Origin of the sequence: Pseudomonas kilonensis (genome assembly GCF_001269885.1) — a bacterium.
In the GTDB taxonomy this organism is placed as follows: domain Bacteria; phylum Pseudomonadota; class Gammaproteobacteria; order Pseudomonadales; family Pseudomonadaceae; genus Aquipseudomonas; species Aquipseudomonas kilonensis.
Map to the genome: position 1 here is coordinate 1 of NZ_LHVH01000015.1, position 16,412 is coordinate 16,412.

Consider the following 16,412-nt stretch of genomic DNA (forward strand, 5'->3'; position numbering starts at 1 on the left):
TTGCTCGCGAAGGCGGTGTGTCAGTTAGTGGTTATGTCGCTGGCACGCCGCCTTCGCGAGCAAGCCCGCTCCCACAGGGTTGTGTGTAAGTCGAGCGGGCACAAAAAAGCCCCGGCAACTCTAAGGCTGCCGGGGCTTTTGCCAGACTGGTATCTGTTTACTGTTCGGCGGTCTTGCTCTGCCGTTTGTTGATCTCATCGATCAAGCGCTTGGCCAGGGCCGGGTAGTTTTCGTCGAAGTGGTGGCCGCCAGGCAGCTTGATGGCTTCGCCTACGGCTGTCTTGTCGGTGCAGCCGCTTTCGTCGGCCTCTTCAGCGCCGTAGATGCACACCACTTTCTCGGCTGGCAGCTTGGCCATCTCCGGGCCGGTGGCGGCTTCGGTGCCGGCGTTGCCGAGCCAGCCTTCGACTTCGATCTCGAAGCTGCCGGTGCGGGCGAAAGCCAGCAGGATGATCGCATCGACCCGCTGTTGTTCGGTGGCCGGCAGGCGATTGTAGATGGCCGGCAACACGTCGGCACCGAAGGAGTAGCCGGTCAGGATGAAGCGCTTGGTGCCCCAGACCTGACGGTAGTGCTGCATCAGTTCGGTCAGGTCCGCCGCGCTTTGCTCCGGGCTCTTGTGCTGCCAGTAGTAGCGCAGGGTGTCGATGCCGACCACTGGGTAGCCGATCTTGGCCATTTCATCGGCCACGTCGCGGTCCAGGTCGCGCCAGCCGCCGTCTCCGGAGAGAAACAGGGTGACGGTATCCTGCGCCTGGCTGGCTGGGACTTCCACCACCGGGATGCTCAGGCCGCCCTTGGCCTTGTCGGTGCCCACCAGGATTTTGCGCAGCTCGTTGTTCAGCACTTGCGGCAGGTTGATGTCGTAGTCGCTGATGCTGGTCTCGGCATTTTTCTGATCCCTTACGAAACCGGCGCTGGTGTCGTCAGGGTTATCGTTCCAGGCCACCAGCCAATGACCGTGGGCTGCGGTTTTTGGCAGCAAGTGCGTGCAGCCGGGTTTTTCCAGGGCCAGGTCCACTGAAACGGCCTTTGCCTTGTCATCCTTCTGCTCGGCCAGCCAGCGCCAGGCCAGGACGGCGCCCGGGCCGATGCCGCTGACCAGCGTGGCCGGGCCTTGCAGTTCTCTCAGGCCTGCTTGCAGGGCGCGACCTTGCAGCATGCAGTCCTTGGGCAGGATCACTTGGACGATCTGCGCCGAGCCACTGCGGCTGAGGGTCGTCAACTGCGTGTCGCTGAGCTTCTGGTCCTCATTGACTGCCACCAGCACCTGGGCGCGCGGTTTGGTGCCGGGGATGACCCGGGTCATCGCTGCGCCATCGGCGGGCGCCAGTTGTTCCAGGATCGGTTGCGGGGCCGGGCGGTTCCAGTACCAGTAACCGCCACCGAGAATTACCGCCAGCACCAGCAGGGCGGCCACTACGTATCGCCAGGAGCGTTGCATCATCAGCGTTTCACCAATCCAGTCAGGCCGCCTGCAATCAGGGCGGCGGTATCGGCCAGTGCCACCAGCGGATCGAGTCCGGCGGGCACGGCCATGTAGCGAGGTTCCCAGTCAGGCTGGAATTTGTCTTTGAAGCGGCGCAGCCCCTGGAAGTTATAGAGCTGTTCACCGCGGCGGAACACCATCGAACCCAGGCGTTGGGTCAGCGGTGCGCCGCGACGCGGTTGCAAGCCCGACAGCGGGACCATGCCGAGGCTGAAGCGGGCGTAGTCATGGTTCTTATAATGCTGGATGAGACCGACCATCATGAACTCCATGGTCAGCTTCGGGGCCTCGGGGTGGGCGCGCATCAGGTCGAGGCTGGCCAGTTCGTGGCTGTGGGTTTCCAGCAGGTTGGCGAACGCCACCGGCCGGCCCTCGAAACGAATCACCGCGATGCGAAAATGCTTGAGGTAGTCATCGCTGAAACGGCCCAGGGAGAAACCCTTTTCACGCACGTTCTTGCCGGTCAGCCAGGCATCGGAAATGACCTTGAGCTCATCCATCGGCGCCTGGCCGGGTTCGTGGATCTCCAGCGACAGGCCATCACGGGTGCCGCGGTTCCAGGTGTAGCGCAAATCCTTCATCTCCTTGCCCTTGGCTTCGAGATCGAAACGCTTGAGGTCGACCCGTGCTTCCTCGCCCAGCTTGATGGCTGTCAGGCCGATGTCCATGTAGTACGGCAGGTTCTCGGCACGTACCTGATAGAACACCGGGCGGGCATGGTGGATGTCACACAGGTCGCGGAACTGCCAGATCATCTCAGCCCGTTGCAGGGTCGGCCCGATCGGGTCGTACAACGCCACCAGGCTGCGGCCACGGCGGGCGTACATCAGGAACGCCTCGTCGTTGGGGTGAAACAGCAATGCCTTGTCGCCGGTCAGGGCCAGGCCGCCGTCGGGTTGCGAAGACGTCATGAGAATCGTCTTGGCCCGCTCCAGTTCTTCTGCTGTCGGCAAATGGATCACCGGCCGCGCGGTGCGCAGTAGCCAGGTCAGGGACACCACCACCAGCAGTACCGCGGCGCCCAGCAGGGAGCGCAGGCCGCGAGGGGCGTCGGCATCGAGGGTGAACTGCCACCAGAGTTGATGGCTGTAGGGCACATCCTGGTAAGCAAACAGCAGCAGCCAGATCGACGCGCCCAGCACGCAGATACTGGCGATCAGGAACAGCGGGGAAAAGGGCAGTTCAGTCAGGCGACTCGGACGATAGAAGGAGCGCCGGAATACCGCCAGCAGGGCAGCCGTCAGGGTCAGCAGCGTGGCTTCTTCCCAGTCAAAACCCTTGAGCAGCGAGAGCAGGGCGCCCACCAACAGCAGAACCGTGGTCAGCATCCAGGCGGCCGACAGGCGACGGCGCAGGCCTTGGGCGAGCAACAGGCACAATACGCCCACCAGGCTGGCGCCAAAGTGCGAAGCGTCCACCAGCCGATGGGGGATCAGGAAGCCGATGTGCTCCAGGCGGGTGTCGATTTCCGGTGTCACCCCGGAAAACAGCAGCACCACGCCCGACAGGAACACCAGCACCGCCAGGATCGGCGCGGCGAAACCCGATGCCGCCCGCAGGGTCTGGCGCGTCTGGAACAGCCGTTGGGCCTCATTGATCAGCAGCAACACGCAGGCCACCAGCATCGGCAGCAGCACGTAGATCAAGCGATACAGCAACAGCGCGGCGGCCAGCGGTGCGGCGCCGAGTTTGTCGGCAAACGCGGCCAGCAGGATCGCTTCGAACACCCCGACGCCGCCGGGTACATGGCTGAGCACTCCGGCGGCCAGCGCCAGCAGGTACACCAGCAGGAAAGCGCCGAACGGCGGGGCTTCGGGCAGCAACAGATACAACACGGTGGCGGCGGCGGCGACATCCAGCGCGGTGATCACCAACTGCAGGAAGGTCAGGCGTCGGCCCGGCAGGCGCAGCGTGCGGCGCCCGGCCTTTACCAGCAGGCTGTCTCGATGAGGCTGCTCCGGCAGGCGTCGGCGGTAGATGCCGATGGCCAACACGCTGGTGAGCAACAGCACCGCCACGGAAATGGCCCCCAGTAAAGTGGCAGGCAGGTGCAGCGCGGCAGACGCGGCGGGCAGGTTGCTGAGCGTTGCCAGGGCCGCCAACGGCGGCAGCGCGCAGCCCAGGGACAGGCTGGCGAACAGCGTCATGTGGGCGACATCCGAGGCCCCCAGGCCATGACGCGCATACAGACGGTAGCGAACCGAACCGCCCGACAGCAGTGACAGGCCAATGGCGTTGCCGATGGCGAACGCGGTGAATCCACCCAGGACCATGGTCTGTGGCGGCAGCGTCACCCCGGCATACCGGCTGGCGGACCATTCGTAGCCCAAAAGAATGATGAAGCCGGCTACCGTGGCGGCGATCGCGCCGAGCAGGGCTGGCCGGGGAACTTCCAGAATCGAGTCGTGCAGAGCGTACAGATCGAGCTCGCTCAGCAGATGGCGGCAGGCAATCAATGCAATCGCAAACAGCAGCAGCGTGACGGCGAGGCCGATGGGCTGGCGGTACTGGCTGATCCGATCCAGCCAGCGCAGTCGCTCGGCCTTGATCGGTTGTGTCGCAGTAACGGAGTCTTGCGGGTCAGACGAGTGGGCGCGCATCAATCACCTCTTGAGCTATGCGCGACAGGATGGGGGTATCCAGTCAAGTTACCAATCCCCGCGGTAAAAAATAATTACAAAATATTTGTAATGAGGCTTTTTTCACCAGGCACAAAAAAGGCCACTCTTTCGAGTAGCCTTTCTTGATGTTTGGTTGCGGGAGCCGGATTTGAACCGACGACCTTCGGGTTATGAGCCCGACGAGCTACCAGACTGCTCCATCCCGCGTCTGTGTGGCGGCATTCTACAGGCGAACGCCCGAGTGTCAACCGTTAAAAGGCGATGGGCTCAAATAAACCGTCGATCCGTCCCTTGTCTTCCTAAATGCACGGAATTTAAAGGAAATTGTCCTACAACTCATTGTGCGTAGGGCGTCGCAGGCGACGAGTCTCTGATCAGGTAGTCAGAAAACGAGCACGCACAAAAAAGGCCACTCTTTCGAGTAGCCTTTTTTGATGTTTGGTTGCGGGAGCCGGATTTGAACCGACGACCTTCGGGTTATGAGCCCGACGAGCTACCAGACTGCTCCATCCCGCGTCTGTGTGGCGGCATTCTACAGAGGATCGCGCCGCTGTCAACCCTGGCGTCATAAAAACCTGTTCCGCTTCAAGCGCTTAGCCTTGGGGAAAGGTATTGTGACAACGCTGTGACGCAGGCCTGGCAAGGGCTGAGGCTCTATTGGCCGGCTCGTTGCGATTGAAGAAGTAAATTTGTGTAGGCCCTTTCGGGTCTCAACGAAGGATCTTTCAAACTACTGGTGCTATATACAGGTGCTGGTGCGATACTGGTGGCCCGATCTGTCGCACACTCCGCTCTGCTATGACGCAACGTAAAATCATCCATGTCGACTGTGACTGTTTCTATGCCGCTATCGAGATGCGCGATGACCCGCGGCTGGCCGGCAAGCCCTTGGCTGTGGGTGGCTCGGCGGATCGGCGGGGCGTGATTGCCACCTGTAACTACGAAGCGCGGGCCTATGGGGTGCGCTCGGCCATGTCCTCCGGCCACGCCTTGAAGCTTTGCCCGGACCTCACCATCGTCAAGCCACGAATGGAGGCCTATCGGGAAGCGTCGAAGGAAATTCATACGATTTTCAGTGATTACACCGACCTGATCGAGCCGTTGTCCTTGGACGAGGCCTACCTGGACGTCTCCGCCAGCGCCCATTTTGGTGGCAGCGCCACGCGCATCGCCCAGGACATTCGCCGGCGTGTTTCCAACCAGCTGCACATCACCGTGTCTGCTGGCGTCGCGCCGAACAAGTTCCTGGCCAAGATCGCCAGTGACTGGAAAAAGCCCAACGGGCTGTTCGTCATCACCCCCGACCAGGTCGAGGACTTTGTCTCGGCCCTGCCGGTCAGCAAGCTCCACGGCGTTGGAAAGGTCACCGCCGATAAGCTGAACCGGCTCGGCATCGTCGATTGCTCGCAGTTGCGTCAATGGGACAAGCTGGCGCTGGTGCGCGAATTTGGCAGTTTCGGTGAGCGGCTTTGGAGCCTGGCTCGTGGGATCGATGAGCGTCTGGTGCACAACGACAGTCGACGGCAGTCCATCAGTGTGGAAAACACCTACGATGTCGACCTGCCCGACCTGGTGAGCTGCCTCGACAAACTGCCGGAGCTGATGGAAACCCTGAAAGGGCGCATGGCGCGGATCGATAGCAGTTATCGACCGGGCAAGCCGTTCGTCAAAGTGAAATTCCACGACTTCACCCAAACCACATTGGAACAGGCCGGGGCAGGGCGGGACCTGGGCAGCTACCAGCTGTTATTGACCCAGGCGTTCAACCGGGGCGGCAAGCCGGTGCGGTTATTGGGGATCGGGGTGCGGCTGGAGGATTTGCGCGGTGGGTTTGAGCAGTTGGAGTTGTTTGAGCGGTGAGGGCGTCGGTTGGCGGAATGCCTTGCCTTGCTCTTGTGGCTAGGGAGTCTTGTGGGAGCAAAGCTTGCTCGCGATGGCATCCTTGAGACCGCCATCGCGGGCAAGCCTTGCTCCCACAAGCCTTGCTCCCACAGGCCTTGCGACCACAAAAATCCCTTGCCACAGGAGGTATTTCAGTTGGCGCCAGGATCCGCCACCAACCGCCCGCCATCCTTGGTCAGGGCCTTCATGAATTCGGCCTGCAACTCCGGATCATTACGCGTCAGTTCGATCAGGCTCTGCTCCAGTTCGCTGGCCTCTTCCTCAAGTCCAAGCTCCGACAGGCGCTTGACCCGATGAACCCACTGGCTCACCTCGTCGTCTTCCAGGTCGTCGTAGATCAGCGCGTGGGCTTCCACCAGCTTGCTGCGCAAAGTACTGCTGATGCTCAGGGATGAGTCGGTGTGCACCTCGTCCTGGGCATCCGTCACGCTGATCTGCAATTTGCCGAACTGGCTCAGGTCCTGCTCGGCGAACGGGCTTTCCAGCAGGTTCAAGCGCAGCACGCCGTTACGGTCAGTGCTCAGCTCGAAGGTCTGTCGGGCGGCCTTGACCTCCACGGGGCGTTCGCTCCAGGGCAGGCTCGAGTGTTCCGTGCGCTTGTCGCGCTGGATTTCGTCGATGCCCGCCAGGTTCTGTTGGGCGCGGCCATGGGAGGGGACGTTCATGAATGGGTTGAGTCCGGCGAAACCGTAGCTGATCCAGTCACGGGTCGCGGTGTCCGGCAGGTTGCCGAGGGCGAACACATTGACCACGTTCGCGCCGACACCGGCCACCACGGCCACCGCGCCCAAGGGGATCTCGTAGATCTCCCGCCAGGGTTGGTACGGCGTGTAGCGATCGTAATGGCGAGTGACCTCGAATTCGGTGACTTCGAAGGTCTTCTGCTCATTGATGCGCACCCGACGCTGCGGCAGGTCGAGCACCTTGGGGTCGCCCACATCGATCTGCAGGCTATGGTCGAGCAATTTTCGCTCGACCCGCTCTTCGTGCTCGCTGCGTTGTGACATTTGGTTGGCACAGCCGCTGACCAGCAGGGCGCCGCACAGGGCGGCGCCACCGAGGCCTAAGGTGTTTCGCTTGAACATGACGTCTCTATCTGGTGTCAGCGGCGGATACGGGCCTGGAGGAACGACAGCACGTCGGCGACCGGCAGCGCTTGCGGCTCGGCCTCGGTGCGGCTCTTGTATTCCAGGTTGCCTTCGGCCAGGCCACGGTCACTGACGACGATCCGATGCGGGATGCCGATCAGTTCCATGTCCGCGAACTTGATGCCGGGGCTGGTTTTCTTGTCGCGGTCGTCCAGCAGCACTTCAAAGCCGGCGGCCGTCAGTTCGGCATAGAGCTTGTCGGTGGCTTCACGCACCTGGTCGGTTTCATAGCGCAGCGGTACCAGGGCAATCTGGAAAGGCGCCAGCGTGTCACTCCAGATGATGCCTTTCTCGTCGTTGTTCTGCTCGATGGCGGCAGCCACCACGCGGGAAACGCCGATGCCGTAGCAACCCATTTCCAGGGTGACCGGCTTGCCGTTCTCGCCCAGCACTTCGCACTTCATCGCCTTGCTGTACTTGTTGCCCAGCTGGAAGATGTGCCCGACTTCGATGCCCCGCTTGATTTCCAGGGTGCCCTTGCCGTCCGGGCTCGGGTCGCCGGCCACGACATTGCGCAGGTCCGCGACGGTTGGAACCGGCAGGTCGCGTTCCCAGTTCACGCCAAAGTAATGCTTGTCGTCGACGTTGGCGCCGATGGCGAAATCGCTCATCAACTCCACCGAGCGATCGATGATGATCGGCAGTGGCAGGTTCAATGGGCCGAGGGAGCCGGCACCGGCGCCAATGGCGTCGCGCAGGTCGGCTTCGGTGGCCATGACCAGCGGGCTGGCGACGCCAGGCTGGTTGGCGGCCTTGATTTCATTGAGCTCGTGGTCACCACGGACGATCAGGGCAATCAGCTTGCCTTCCTCTTCGGCTCGCACGATCAGGGTCTTGATGGTGCGCTCGATCGGCAGGTCGTAGCCTTCCACCAACTGGGCAATGGTCTTGGCGTTCGGCGTGTCTACCAGGCGCAACTCTTCGGTCGGCGCGGCGCGGGAGGTTTCCCGTGGCACGGCTTCGGCTTTCTCGATGTTGGCGGCGTAGTCGGAGCCATTGCTGAAGACGATGTCGTCTTCGCCAGACTCGGCCAGCACGTGGAACTCGTGGGAGCCGGCACCGCCGATGGAGCCGTTGTCGGCTTCAACCGGGCGGAATTTCAGGCCCAGGCGGGTGAACACGTTGCAATATGCCTGGTGCATGCGGTCGTAGGTGACTTGCAGCGAGGCCAGGTCGGTGTGGAACGAGTAGGCGTCCTTCATGATGAATTCGCGACCGCGCATCAGGCCGAAGCGTGGACGGATTTCGTCACGGAATTTGGTCTGGATCTGGTACAGGTTGATCGGCAGCTGCTTGTAGCTGCTCAACTCGTTGCGCATCAGGTCGGTGATCACTTCTTCGTGGGTCGGGCCTGCACAGAAGTCGCGACCGTGACGGTCTTTGATGCGCAGCAGCTCAGGGCCGTATTCTTCCCAGCGTCCTGATTCCTGCCACAGCTCGGCCGGTTGGGTGCCCGGCATCAACACTTCCAGGGAACCAGCGGCGTCCATCTCTTCGCGAACAATGGCTTCCACCTTGCGCATGACCCGCAGGCCCATCGGCAGCCAGGTGTACAGGCCCGAGGCGAGTTTGCGGATCATGCCGGCACGCAGCATCAACTGATGGCTGATCACGACGGCGTCGGAAGGCGTTTCTTTCTGTGTGGCGAGCAAATATTGACTGGTGCGCATGGTTGGCCGTTGTCGGTTGCTGATGACGAGAAGTGACGGAGCATTGTACGGGCGAGATGCCCTGGCGTACAGGCGCGTGGCCGGTCGCCCGCTGCGAACGCCGGTTTCCCCGGCGTTTTCTGAAGTTTCCTACGACTCTTCCGCAGGCCGGGTGGGCGTCGGTTCCGCAGTGGGTGCCGAATCCTGGCGACGGTTCTCCTGGAACCAGTGCAGGGCGATCAGCAGCAGGGTCGGAACGCCAAGCAATGCGGTGATCAGGAAGAATTTGTGATAGCCGAACTTCTCCACCATCACCCCTGAATAACCACCGATCAAGCGCGGCAGCAGCAGCATGATCGAGCTGAGCAGGGCGTATTGGGTGGCGGAGAATTTCAGGTTGGTCAGGCTCGACAGGTAGGCGACGAACGCTGACGTGGCCAGGCCGGAGCTGAAGTTGTCCAGGGAAATGGTGACAATCAGCATCTGTACGTTGGCGCCCATGTCGGCGAGCATCAGGAAGAGGATATTGGTGCCGGCCGAGGCCGCGCCGCCGATGAACAGAATTGGCAGGATGCCGAAGCGCACGATCAGCAGGCCGCCCATGCCGGCGCCGACGAGGGTCATGATCAGCCCGAAAATCTTGCTGACGCTGGCGATCTGGTCCTTGGTGAAGCCCTGGTCGATGTAGAACACGTTGGCCATGACGCCCATGACCGTGTCGGACATCCGATAGGTTGCGATCAGCCCGAGCAGCAGCAAGGCTTGCCAGCGGTAGCGCAGGATGAAGTCGTTGACCGGCGTCAGCACCGGCGCCAGCCCTCGGCGGCCCATGGCCGACAGGCACAGGGCCGTCAGGATGATATAGAGGATGGCCCGCAGAAACGCGCGGTCTTCGAGCAGCAGGTCGAGCAGGCTGACGCCCTCGAACAGCACGCTGGCGAAGTCGGTGTTGTAGAGCTGGGTGAACATCGCCGGGACGGACACCAGCAGCACGATCAGCACGAATACCGACGCCAGTTGATGCACGAACGTGTAGCGTCCGGCCTGCAATTGGGTGCGCAGCGGCACCGGCGGCTCGCGCATGAACAGCGAGGTCAGCAACGCCGGGACCATCAATGCGCCGAACAGCAGGTAGGTACCGGCCCAGGCCGAGTGTTTGTAGTTGAAGCCGGTGGAGCCAAACCCTTCGGCGAAGAACAGGGCGCCAGCGGTGGCCAACAGCGCGGCGATGCGGTAGCCGGACATGTAGCTGGCGGCGAGGGCCGCCTGCCGGGTGTCGTCGGCGATCTCCAGGCGATAGGCGTCGACGGCGATGTCCTGCGTCGCAGAGGCGAAGGCGACGATGACGGCGATGGCGATCAACCATGACAGGTGCTTTTGTGGGTCGCAGAAACCCATGCCGATCAGGCCAAGGATCACCAGGGCCTGGGAGAGCACCAGCCACGAACGGCGACGCCCCAGTTTGCCCAGCAAGGGCAGGCGCCATTGGTCGAGCAGTGGCGACCAGACCCATTTAAAGGCATACGCCAGGCCGATCAGGCTCGCGTAGCCAATGGTTTCGCGGGCGACGCCGGCTTCGCGCAACCAGACCGAAAGCGTGGAAAACACCAGCATGTATGGCAAGCCGGCGGCGAAGCCAAGCAGCAACAGCACGAGCGTCGAAGGGCTGGCATAGGCGGCGAGGGCGGCGCGCCAGGTTTTACGGGGCATGGGCTGGAGTCTGCCTCAAAAATTGCGAAAACAAAGCGCGCACTCTAACCGCTGTGCTCTACCGGGCGCCAGCCATGGCGCTGAATATCAACACGATTGTTCAGGACACTGATCCCTTCCAGGCGCAGGCGGGCGCGCTGTTCATCGCCTGAGGCGCTGCCCGCCGGCAGGCTGATCCGACCGCCGGCAGCCAAGACCCGGTGCCAGGGCAGCTTGGTGTCGTTCGGCAACTGGCTGAGGGTTCGCCCGACCCAGCGCGCCGCGCGGCCCAGGCCGGCCATTTCAGCGAGTTGGCCATAGGTGACCACCTTGCCCGCTGGCACTTGTGCCAGGGTCAGGTAAAGGGTGGTGCGGCGGATTTGGGCGGCGTTCTCGGTGCCCGCTGGGGTGTCAGTCACGTAGAGGGTTCCTGAGTGGGTGTCCGTCTGTAGATTAATTCCTACAGGACTGGTTGAAAAATGAACTCATCAGTCCTACACAGGTCATTCCTTGCTGAGGTGTCATCCTGGGGGATAATGCCGCCTTTTCACCGTAAACTTGAGCCCTTTATCGCTTATGTTGTCTAGAACCCTGCTATGCCTGGCTGTGGCCAGCGCCTCCATGCCCTTGCTTGCCGACACTGTCTGGTTGAAGAATGGGGACAAACTCAGTGGCAAGATTACCGTTTTCGATGGCGGCAAGTTGCTGATCCAGACCGATTACGCCGGTGCGATTCCCATCGACTGGAAACAGGTCAAGACCCTGGAGAGTGACCAGCAGCTCCTGGTCAAGCAGGATGCCTACACCGGCGAGAAGGCCAAAGCGTTGCAGGCGGCCGAGGATGGCAAGGTCACCTTGGCCAACGGTGATGCGCCCAAGACCGTTGAGCTGGCCAGTATCCAGCAGATCCTCAAACCCAAACCGGTGGTCGAGGACCTGGTGTGGAAGGGCAATATCGATGCCGCGCTGGATTATCAGCGTGCGGAAAAAGACACCGACGATTACGACGTCGATTTCAAGACCTCGGCGCGCCACGGCAGATGGCGGCACACCGCCGAAGGCGAATACAACCGTGAATTCCAGGATGATGTGGTTTCCGCCGATAACTGGCGCCTGGAGTATTCCCTCGACCGGTTCATCACCGACAAGTGGTTCTGGCAAGGCCGCTTGAACTACAAGCGTGACAAAGTCGAAGACCTGGCGCGCCAGCGCGTGGTGGGTACCGGTCCGGGCTACCAGTTCTGGGATGACGAGTTGGGGGCTTTCTCGTTGGGCTCTCTGCTCAACCGCACCGACTATGAATACCGCGACGGTGGAACGGACAACTTCTATTCCGTGGCCATGAAGTGGGACTACAACCGCTACCTGATTGGCAAGCGCGTCGAGTTCTTCACCAATGGCGAAGTGGGCAAGCCGCTGTCCGGCGTGGCGGATTACGCCTATGACGCCGAGATGGGGCTGCGCTACAAGGTCACCGACTGGGCGTCGCTCAATCTCAAGGCGGAGAAGGATGTCATCGAGGGCACCGAAGACAGCGACTTGAGCAAGACGCGTTACACGGCCGGGTTTGGCGTGACCTGGTAACCCCGGGCTGACCAACAAGTCAATGTGGGAGCGGGCTTGCTCGCGAAAGCGGTGTGTCAGTCAACGAAAATGTTGCTGGTCCATCGCTTTCGCGAGCAAGCCCGCTCCCACATTATTTTTTGTGCCTGCAAAACTGACAGGCACAAAAAAGCCCCGCTTTTGAGGGCGGGGCCTTTTACTAAAGCAAGGACAAGTTAGATAACTTGAACTTCTTCAGCTTGCATGCCTTTCTGACCGCGGGTAGCGATGAAAGAAACCTGTTGGCCTTCTTTCAGGCTTTTGAAGCCGTCGGATTGGATAGCTTTGAAGTGAACGAACAGGTCGTCACCGGATTGTGGGGTGATGAAGCCGAAGCCTTTTTCATCGTTGAACCACTTAACGGTACCGGTTTGGCGATTAGACATGGTGTAACTCCTTGAACAAAGATAACTGCGACTCAGGAAGAACCCTGGCCGAGACTGAGTGCAAAGAGCAGGAAAAATTCTTGTAGATGGTTGGATCGAAATTCAACATATCGTGTAGAGATTCTCAGTGACACAAGCAACACAGTGGCGCCACCTTAACCCTTTTTCCAGAATGTGCCAATGGTCTTTGCGAAGGTTTCTCTTATTTGGTGACTGACGGCGCTGGCGATGGCCGGCAGGACCCGGAAATCAAGGTGGATCGGCGAGATTTGCGCGCCGTGCTTTGAACCCTGCCCCGCGCCCCGGTAAGATGCCGGACGTATTTTTTCCACCTCGCTATTTCAGGAAACCGCCATGAGCATCAAATCGGACAAGTGGATTCGCCGCATGGCGCAAGAGCACGGCATGATCGAGCCCTTCGTCGAACGCCAGATGCGTGGCGAAGGCGCCGACCGGCTGATCTCTTTCGGTGTCTCCAGCTACGGCTACGACGTGCGCTGCGCCGACGAATTCAAGGTGTTCACCAATATCAATTCGGCGACCGTCGACCCGAAGAACTTCGACGAGAAGAGCTTCGTCGACGTCAAGAGCGACGTTTGCATCATCCCGCCGAACTCCTTCGCCCTGGCCCGCACCGTCGAGTACTTCCGCATTCCGCGCAACGTACTGACCATCTGCCTGGGCAAGAGCACCTACGCCCGTTGCGGCATTATCGTCAACGTCACGCCGCTGGAACCCGAGTGGGAAGGTCACGTGACCCTGGAATTTTCCAACACTACGACCCTGCCGGCGAAGATCTACGCCAACGAAGGTGTGGCGCAGATGCTGTTCCTGGAATCCGATGAAGAGTGTGAAGTTTCCTACAAGGATCGTGGCGGCAAGTACCAGGGCCAGCGCGGTGTGACGCTGCCGCGTACCTGATTCTGACGAACTGTTGGAATTCCTGGGCGGGCAGACACTCTATTGCGTGTACTGCCCGTTTTTGCGTCAGCGCAACGGGCTTCGCCCAGGAGTTGCTCTATGAAGATCGATCCGCGAATCAGTGCCGAACTGGCAAGGCTTGAGCCCAACCAGATCGGCGTCATGGCCTGGTCGTTGCTGGCCCATCCTGTCGAAGCGGCGGGTGGCATCCCCGGCCAACCCGATCCTGACTCCCCCAACGAACAGCCTACCGAACCGGGCGAACCTACCCTGCCGGACGAGCCGCCTCCTGCGCCTGTTGCCTGATGAACCATGGCCCGTGGCCTGTTTTTTCAGGCCACGGGCCATATTTCGTTAATAGGTACTGAATCACTGATTTGCGAAGTTGTTGGATGTCGCCATGCCTGCCGTGTGCGTCCTGGAAGTCCTTCTCCAGTGACGACCATGGCGGGATGCGAAAGGTCTTATGCAAGATATCGTGGCGAGCGTGCTTTTGTGGCGAGGGAGCTTGCTCCCACTGGGCTGCGAAGCAGCCCCTGGATCTGGATGACACGCTGCAAGGGAAGGCTGCGCCTCCAGCGGGAGCAAGCTCTCATGGAACAAATTACAACTTGCTGATTTTTAATAAAAAAAATTTCTGCTGAAATAAGTCGGCCATGTGTCTCAGGTAGGTAAGAACACTCCCTTTGTGGCGAGGGGATTTAGCGAAACGTCGCACCGCCCCGCTGGGCTGCGCAGCAGCCCCCAAAACCAGGCAACTCGGTGTGCCAGGAAGATTGAGTTGACTGCTTTAGGGCCGCTGCGCGCCCCAGCGGGGATAAATCCCCTCGCCACAGGTCCTTGTTCCCTGCGCGACAGCGCAGCGTCGAAGACGCGGCGGGGGCTCCCTCGCCACAAAAGCAGCGCCTGGCGCCGAATGCCAGTCAGTTAAGCAGCAAACCTGTGGGAGCAAAGCTTGCTCGCGATTGCGGTAAGCCAGCCGACTAAGATATTGGCGACTCTGCCGCTATCGCGAGCAAGCTTTGCTCCCACAGGATTTATGCCGTTTGTTCCTAACTGACAGGCATTGGCGCCTCCTTTTCAGGGGAGTCCGGAATTTATTTCAGGTTGCCACTGAGAAACTGCTTGAGCCGTTCGCTGGTGGGGTTGCCCAATACGTCTTCCGGCCTGCCTTCTTCTTCCACCAGGCCCTGGTGCAGGAACAGCACCTGGTTGGAGACTTTGCGGGCGAAGCTCATTTCGTGGGTCACCATGATCATGGTCCGGCCTTCCTCAGCCAGGCCCTGGATCACCTTCAGCACTTCGCCCACCAGCTCCGGGTCCAGGGCCGAGGTGGGTTCGTCGAACAGCATCACCTCCGGCTCCATCGCCAGGGCGCGGGCAATGGCCACGCGCTGTTGCTGGCCGCCGGAGAGGAACGCCGGGTATTGCTCGGCGACGCGTGCCGGCAAGCCGACCTTGTCGAGGTAGCGACGGGCGCGGTCATCCGCTTCCTGCTTGCTCACCCCCAACACCCGGCGCGGCGCCATGGTGATGTTCTCCAGCACGCTCATGTGGCTCCACAGGTTGAAGTGCTGGAACACCATGGCCAGGCGCGTGCGCAGGCGCTGCAGTTCGTCGGCGTCGGCCACGTGCATGCCGTGGCGGTCCTTGATCATCCGGATCGGCTGGCCGTCCAGGCTCATGGCGCCGTCGTTGGGTTGTTCCAGGAAGTTGATGCAGCGCAGAAAGGTACTTTTACCCGAGCCGCTGGCGCCGATGAGGCTGATGACGTCGCCGGTCTTGGCCTTGAGCGAAACGCCCTTGAGCACTTCATGTTCGCCATAGCTTTTGTGCAGGCCTTCGATGGTCAGTTTGTACATGGAGCATGCATCCTCAAGGCGAAAGTAGGTAGCCGCTGCGGTAGGCTTCGGTGCCGGCGACATGGGCGATCACCATGCCGGCCGTGGCCATGCGGCGCAGCGAACGGGCGTACAGCAGCCCGGCGTTACGGCAATGAACGGGGGTGACGGTGTCGTTGACCGGGTCGATGACTTCCGCGATCAGTTGCCCCGCCTCCAGGTATTCGCCGGGCAGCGCGCTGTAGACCAGCAACCCACCCACGGGCGTCGCCACCGGCTCGACCGCGGCCAGCGGCGTGGCCGGGTAGGGCAGCTCGGGCATGGGCGTCGGTTCGCCGTCGATGGCGCCGAAACGGATCAGGTATTGGATCAAGGCCTGGCAGTCGAGGCTCGCCAGCCCGTGGTTGACGTCACCCTGACCACGCAATTCCACAGTGACCGAAAAACTGCCCAGGGGAATCTCGAAGCGTTCGCCGAAGCGTTCCTTGAGTTGCCACCAGAGCAGGGTGAAGCATTCGTCGAACGATTGGCCGCCCGAATCGGTCGCCAGCAGGCTGGCCTCGGCACCGATGTAGCGGGCCAGCGGCTCGACCTGTGGCCAGGCTTCGGGCGTGGTGTAGAGGTGGGCCACGGCTTCGAAGTCGCAATGCAGGTCCAGCACCATGTCGGCGTCGCAGGCCAGCCGCTGCAGGGCCAGGCGCAGGGATTGCAATTGCGTGCCTGGGGTATGCCGGGCGAGGGCGTCGCGCAGGCTGGTGCGGATCAGCATCAGGTTGTGCTGCGGATCGTCGGTGAGCAGGTCCTGGATTTCGTTGCCGATCTCTTCGCTCAGGTCGATGAAGCGGCGGTTGAAGTTCTGCCCGCTTTCGGTTTCGTAGCGGCCCAGGGGCACGTCCATCAGCACTTGTTCGAGGCCGATGGGGTTGGCGACGGGCACCAGCACGATCTCGTGCCGCAGGTGGCCCGACGCTTCGAGTTCGGCCAGGCGCTGCTTGAGATGCCAGGCGACCAGCATGCCCGGCAGTTCATCGGCGTGCAGGGACGCCTGGATATAGATTTTGCCGACGGCTTTTTCCGGGCCGAAGTGGAAGCTGTGGATCTTGCGTGCGGTCCCCGGTACCGGGGCCAGCAGGTCATGGATCTGGTGGCGCATGTGCGTGTGTG

At 61.3% G+C, this 16,412-nt stretch carries 13 protein-coding genes and 2 tRNA genes; 4 read left to right on the plus strand and 11 right to left on the minus strand.

Annotation, left to right across the window (positions count from 1 at the left end; all coding sequences use genetic code 11):
• Positions 1-157: 157 nt before the first annotated feature.
• The 4 genes from AD662_RS05770 to AD662_RS05785 all read right to left on the minus strand — a co-directional run bounded on the left by AD662_RS05770 (position 158) and on the right by AD662_RS05785 (position 4,626).
• The gene (locus AD662_RS05770; protein ID WP_018607874.1) at positions 158-1,447 is read right to left on the minus strand and encodes a virulence factor family protein; all 1,290 of its coding nucleotides are present in this window, start codon (positions 1,445-1,447) and stop codon (positions 158-160) included.
• The gene (gene mprF / locus AD662_RS05775; protein WP_053185992.1) at positions 1,447-4,089 is read right to left on the minus strand and encodes a bifunctional lysylphosphatidylglycerol flippase/synthetase MprF; all 2,643 of its coding nucleotides are present in this window, start codon (positions 4,087-4,089) and stop codon (positions 1,447-1,449) included. Before mprF ends, AD662_RS05770 begins: the two co-directional genes overlap by 1 nt.
• Positions 4,090-4,240: 151 nt before the next feature.
• Positions 4,241-4,317: transfer RNA gene (locus AD662_RS05780), tRNA-Met, on the minus strand.
• A gap of 232 nt (positions 4,318-4,549) precedes the next feature.
• Positions 4,550-4,626: transfer RNA gene (locus AD662_RS05785), tRNA-Met, on the minus strand.
• A 282-nt stretch (positions 4,627-4,908) separates the two neighbouring features.
• On the opposite strand from AD662_RS05785, the gene dinB reads away from it, so the two are divergent.
• Complete coding sequence (gene dinB, locus AD662_RS05790; protein WP_018607870.1) at positions 4,909-5,970, plus strand: DNA polymerase IV; 1,062 nt, start codon at positions 4,909-4,911, stop codon at positions 5,968-5,970.
• 173 nt (positions 5,971-6,143) lie between these two features.
• On the opposite strand, the gene AD662_RS05795 is transcribed toward dinB, so the two are convergent.
• The 4 genes from AD662_RS05795 to AD662_RS05810 all read right to left on the minus strand — a co-directional run bounded on the left by AD662_RS05795 (position 6,144) and on the right by AD662_RS05810 (position 10,917).
• A complete protein-coding gene (locus AD662_RS05795) occupies positions 6,144-7,097 on the minus strand; it encodes a hypothetical protein (protein ID WP_053178332.1) in 954 nt (317 codons plus the stop codon).
• Between the two features lie 17 nt (positions 7,098-7,114).
• Positions 7,115-8,830: a proline--tRNA ligase gene (locus AD662_RS05800; protein WP_018607866.1), complete on the minus strand. Its 1,716-nt coding sequence runs from the start codon at positions 8,828-8,830 to the stop codon at positions 7,115-7,117.
• Positions 8,831-8,959: 129 nt separating this feature from the next.
• Positions 8,960-10,519 carry an AmpG family muropeptide MFS transporter gene (locus tag AD662_RS05805; RefSeq protein WP_018607864.1) on the minus strand — a complete coding sequence of 520 codons (1,560 nt, stop codon included), beginning with the start codon at positions 10,517-10,519 and terminating at the stop codon, positions 8,960-8,962.
• A 44-nt stretch (positions 10,520-10,563) separates the two neighbouring features.
• On the minus strand, positions 10,564-10,917 hold the full coding sequence (locus tag AD662_RS05810; RefSeq protein WP_018607862.1) for an MGMT family protein: 354 nt from the start codon (positions 10,915-10,917) through the stop codon (positions 10,564-10,566).
• A gap of 157 nt (positions 10,918-11,074) precedes the next feature.
• Between AD662_RS05810 and AD662_RS05815 the strand changes: the two genes are divergently transcribed.
• Positions 11,075-12,082, plus strand: a complete 1,008-nt coding sequence (locus AD662_RS05815) for a DUF481 domain-containing protein (protein WP_024619906.1) — start codon at positions 11,075-11,077, stop codon at positions 12,080-12,082.
• 194 nt (positions 12,083-12,276) lie between these two features.
• On the opposite strand, the gene AD662_RS05820 is transcribed toward AD662_RS05815, so the two are convergent.
• A complete protein-coding gene (locus tag AD662_RS05820; RefSeq protein ID WP_002554837.1) occupies positions 12,277-12,486 on the minus strand; it encodes a cold-shock protein in 210 nt (69 codons plus the stop codon).
• 354 nt (positions 12,487-12,840) lie between these two features.
• Between AD662_RS05820 and dcd the strand changes: the two genes are divergently transcribed.
• Positions 12,841-13,407 carry a dCTP deaminase gene (gene dcd, locus AD662_RS05825; RefSeq protein ID WP_003184751.1) on the plus strand — a complete coding sequence of 189 codons (567 nt, stop codon included), beginning with the start codon at positions 12,841-12,843 and terminating at the stop codon, positions 13,405-13,407.
• A 99-nt stretch (positions 13,408-13,506) separates the two neighbouring features.
• Positions 13,507-13,713, plus strand: coding sequence for a hypothetical protein (locus tag AD662_RS05830; protein ID WP_018607786.1), 207 nt, complete (start codon positions 13,507-13,509; stop codon positions 13,711-13,713).
• A gap of 791 nt (positions 13,714-14,504) precedes the next feature.
• Here the strand turns inward: AD662_RS05830 and AD662_RS05835 are convergent.
• Positions 14,505-15,269, minus strand: a complete 765-nt coding sequence (locus tag AD662_RS05835; RefSeq protein ID WP_014336859.1) for an ABC transporter ATP-binding protein — start codon at positions 15,267-15,269, stop codon at positions 14,505-14,507.
• Between the two features lie 13 nt (positions 15,270-15,282).
• Positions 15,283-16,401: a succinylglutamate desuccinylase/aspartoacylase family protein gene (locus AD662_RS05840; RefSeq protein WP_053185995.1), complete on the minus strand. Its 1,119-nt coding sequence runs from the start codon at positions 16,399-16,401 to the stop codon at positions 15,283-15,285.
• Positions 16,402-16,412 lie beyond the last annotated feature (11 nt).

Coding starts and splice junctions, on each gene's coding strand:
- AD662_RS05770 (WP_018607874.1), bottom strand. CDS start 1,447: ATGATGCAACGCTCCTGGCGATACGTAGTGGCCGCCCTGCTGGTGCTG.
- mprF (WP_053185992.1), bottom strand. CDS start 4,089: ATGCGCGCCCACTCGTCTGACCCGCAAGACTCCGTTACTGCGACACAA.
- dinB (WP_018607870.1), top strand. CDS start 4,909: ATGACGCAACGTAAAATCATCCATGTCGACTGTGACTGTTTCTATGCC.
- AD662_RS05795 (WP_053178332.1), bottom strand. CDS start 7,097: ATGTTCAAGCGAAACACCTTAGGCCTCGGTGGCGCCGCCCTGTGCGGC.
- AD662_RS05800 (WP_018607866.1), bottom strand. CDS start 8,830: ATGCGCACCAGTCAATATTTGCTCGCCACACAGAAAGAAACGCCTTCC.
- AD662_RS05805 (WP_018607864.1), bottom strand. CDS start 10,519: ATGCCCCGTAAAACCTGGCGCGCCGCCCTCGCCGCCTATGCCAGCCCT.
- AD662_RS05815 (WP_024619906.1), top strand. CDS start 11,075: ATGTTGTCTAGAACCCTGCTATGCCTGGCTGTGGCCAGCGCCTCCATG.
- AD662_RS05820 (WP_002554837.1), bottom strand. CDS start 12,486: ATGTCTAATCGCCAAACCGGTACCGTTAAGTGGTTCAACGATGAAAAA.
- dcd (WP_003184751.1), top strand. CDS start 12,841: ATGAGCATCAAATCGGACAAGTGGATTCGCCGCATGGCGCAAGAGCAC.
- AD662_RS05830 (WP_018607786.1), top strand. CDS start 13,507: ATGAAGATCGATCCGCGAATCAGTGCCGAACTGGCAAGGCTTGAGCCC.
- AD662_RS05835 (WP_014336859.1), bottom strand. CDS start 15,269: ATGTACAAACTGACCATCGAAGGCCTGCACAAAAGCTATGGCGAACAT.
- AD662_RS05840 (WP_053185995.1), bottom strand. CDS start 16,401: ATGCGCCACCAGATCCATGACCTGCTGGCCCCGGTACCGGGGACCGCA.